The sequence below is a fragment of the uncultured Streptococcus sp. genome, assembly GCF_915066115.1.
GTDB lineage: Bacteria > Bacillota > Bacilli > Lactobacillales > Streptococcaceae > Streptococcus.
The window spans coordinates 1-3,036 of the sequence record NZ_CAJZDT010000170.1; the positions used below are offsets into that span (position 1 = coordinate 1).

The 3,036-nt window shown below is 33.2% G+C and carries 7 protein-coding genes; all 7 read right to left on the bottom strand.

Going from position 1 to position 3,036, the window contains the following annotated elements; translation table 11 throughout:
• Nucleotides 1-146 (bottom strand): helix-turn-helix transcriptional regulator (locus tag QZ565_RS08965; RefSeq protein ID WP_295528467.1); only part of this gene is annotated, 146 nt, incomplete at its 3' end.
• Between the two features lie 152 nt (nt 147-298).
• Nucleotides 299-523, bottom strand: a complete 225-nt coding sequence (locus tag QZ565_RS08970; protein WP_261075447.1) for a hypothetical protein — start codon at nt 521-523, stop codon at nt 299-301.
• Nucleotides 514-1,146: a DUF3990 domain-containing protein gene (locus QZ565_RS08975; protein WP_366508745.1), complete on the bottom strand. Its 633-nt coding sequence runs from the start codon at nt 1,144-1,146 to the stop codon at nt 514-516. Before QZ565_RS08975 ends, QZ565_RS08970 begins: the two co-directional genes overlap by 10 nt.
• An 81-nt stretch (nt 1,147-1,227) precedes the next feature.
• Nucleotides 1,228-1,503 carry a hypothetical protein gene (locus QZ565_RS08980; RefSeq protein WP_295528456.1) on the bottom strand — a complete coding sequence of 92 codons (276 nt, stop codon included), beginning with the start codon at nt 1,501-1,503 and terminating at the stop codon, nt 1,228-1,230.
• A 37-nt stretch (nt 1,504-1,540) separates the two neighbouring features.
• Nucleotides 1,541-1,924 (bottom strand): DUF5945 family protein, encoded by a 384-nt coding sequence (locus QZ565_RS08985; protein ID WP_295528458.1) that lies wholly within the window; start codon nt 1,922-1,924, stop codon nt 1,541-1,543.
• On the bottom strand, nt 1,921-2,154 hold the full coding sequence (locus QZ565_RS08990; RefSeq protein WP_000152419.1) for a DUF5965 family protein: 234 nt from the start codon (nt 2,152-2,154) through the stop codon (nt 1,921-1,923). Before QZ565_RS08990 ends, QZ565_RS08985 begins: the two co-directional genes overlap by 4 nt.
• Nucleotides 2,155-2,204: 50 nt before the next feature.
• A partial coding sequence (locus tag QZ565_RS08995; RefSeq protein WP_295528464.1) for a toprim domain-containing protein occupies nt 2,205-3,036 on the bottom strand: 832 nt, incomplete at its 5' end.

Here is a 3,036-nt window from a genome sequence, read left to right on the forward strand (position 1 = left end):
ATGATGTCAATTAATTCTGTAGAGACTGAACTCGTTCCATTTTCATACCGGCTCAAGCTATTTCGAGAAATTCCTACAATTCGGGCAAAGTCGTCTTGTGTTAAGTCATGTGTTTTACGTAAGGATTTTATGTTCTTTCCAATCATGGCAAACTCCTTTATTTTTATAATTCAATTATAGCATAAAAAAGCATAATGCACCAAAATTGGTGCATTTTTTGTTGTTTTTCTAGCCTAAACTTTACTTCTAAAAAAGCCACCTTAAAGAATAATTCCTTTTTCGGTGGCTCTTCAAAATACTATATAAAATACTCTCGTTTAATTTTTGTAAGCAGATTGTTAGCAACCGAAGTTACACCAACATGCATCAGCTCAGGATCAGAATAATCTAGATTACGAGCATAGCCTTCTGCAACAGTCTGAGCAATACGCTCATCCAATTTATAATTAGAGGCTTTTAATAGTGCTTGAAATAATTCTGAACTATATAGTTTAATATTATTTTCCAATGATACTACTGCCATTTTTGTAACTCCTCTCCTGTTTTTGATTGATAAACCTTCTCTATTTTCATTATATCACAAAAAGATTGGTTGTGAATGGATAATTGTTTAAAAGAATAGGGTTTTCTAAACTCAGCAAGCATTTCTTCTTTTGTAATTTCATTCTGACGAAAACGAGCTAAAGCTTGGGTTGGATTGTCATCAGTCTGAACACCATAGATAAAATCAAAATGGTGTTGTAATTCATCTGGATTTTCCCGATTTTGAAAGACAAATTCCGCAAAATCTAAATCTGACTCTGATTTTTTATGTTTTGCAAAATAGTGACAACGATAGTCAGGGTTCTTAAAAATTTCTACAAAATTTGAAATACGAAATTCTAATATAATCCCGAATTCTTCTTCTAACTCAAAAATATCTTTATTCGCCATAATGTTATTTAGAACTTCAACCTGTTTATTGATAAATTTTCTAGCTTGTTCAAAGTCTGGCGTAATATAGAAACCAGGTCCAAAATCTAACTCACTCCCTAAGTTAAATTGAACATTGATACCTTTTTTTAACGATTCTAAATGTCGGAACAATGTCGCATGAAACCACTGAGTCTGACCTAGTTGCTTTTCCTGCTTGGTAGTCAAGTCCAAAATATTTACTTCCTTCTCTAGTCTATACTAAAAGTATAACACAAGACTTTATTCAAGTAAAAGAAAATTTTATAAAACGATTCACTTCCTTCCATCTTTTCTAAATCTCTCTAAATTCTTCTCCAATTGTTCCTTATGAAGTTGATTCTTAGCTTCCTTTAATGTGTCGTCCAAAGTTTCTTCTCTATAAGTTGCTTCTGTTTTTAGTTGTTCTGATCCTTGATCTGGAGTGAAAATGATATCTAGCAATCGGTCTATTTTTTCAAGATCTTGGACAGACATATCAGATAGTCGATGAATTAGCTTCTTAAATATATCACCATTGTCTTGGTTTTTCTTAAAAAATGTTGTAAACATCTATAACCTCTCAAAAAAAGCAGCCTATCAGGACTGCTTAGTGTAATTCCGAAATCGCATCATAAATGGACTGCAATTTCTTATTTTCTTTATTCTTTGTGTCAATCAACGTATGTAAATCTTCAATTTTCTTTTGACTACTTTGAATATCGCTATTGTTATCTGCAATAAGTCTTTTAAGATGTTGCTGATAACTTGTAGTGATATCTGTCTCTTTTCTTGTTCTAACCTCTGTAACTTTGGGCTTAGAACTAGAATTTGATTCCGTCACAGGTGCTTGTTTACGCTTTTGAAAAGCTGCTTCATAATTTACATCATTATCTCCTTGATGATTTCCAAATAAGGCCGCAATTTTATCTGGATCTTCTTGATTTTCTGATTTACTTTCCAATGGTTGATTAAAATTCCAATCTTTTGTCATTCACTCATTTCATCCTTTCTAAATTCAGAGTCATCGAATTGTCTTTCTTTACCAAAGGCATGGTCAAGAGCTTCTTCAAAACTCATGTGACTAATGCTTTGACGCCTTTTGAACGTCGCAAACATCGCTGTCTCCAGTTGTTCTTTGTAAGCAGCTAGTTTTTCTGTCTCTCTTGCTACCTTGCTTTCTTGCCTAGTGACCTTTTCTTCTAAGCGTTCGATTATGGTCATATACGATCCTCCTTCATTCTAATATTAGCTAAAACATCTTGATTTTGTTATCACAATTCTAAAAATTGAGAGTTTTGCCTTACTGGTTGATTCCTCAATGTCTCTTTTGCATTCTCGATCATCAATTGTAAATCTGATTTCTTTTCTCGAAGAATATCGTTCCAGTCTACTTTTTCTTTCCCAGATTCATTATCAGGTAAATCCAGTAAAACAGGAAATCCTGATCTAGATAACTTATCAGAAAAATCTTTACCTGCATCATCACAATCTACCGCAAGTGTCAATAAATCAGGATGATTATCAAAATAGCTGGTGGTATCACGAATTGTATTGATTAAAGGCAATAACTTAGAAGGTATTAGTGTATCTAAAAATTCCAATTTCTGATTTTCTTCAGCTATCAGTCGTAAAGTTTGATAAGCAACAACAGACCTTTTTAATCCTTCCATAGATACCAAACGAACATCAGATAAACTTTGTTGATGTAGTTCGTAATAGCTCATCAAGTCGATGAACGATTCACAAAAGACTAGTCTATTGGGTTTACCAATGTCAAAGGATATTCCAATATGTCCATGGCTTCCTTTTAGAATCGTTTTTAACCTCTCTCTAGGAAGAGAGTGATTCTTATATATCCCTTGTAAGCTTGCTGCCTGCAGTTTGTGACGATGATCAAAGCTTTTAAAAACAATAACAGGTTCAACTGTTTCATTTGTTTTCCAGCTGGCTTGTGCTATTAAACCTTGTTGAATCATCTTTTGTACGATTTCTTCTGAGATTCCTCTACATTCTGTTAAGTAATATCTGGCCAGACTACAGTTAGAATCCTCTATTCTCTTTAAAGGATAATAAAATGGTCTCTCTCTTTTTTCTTGAACAGCT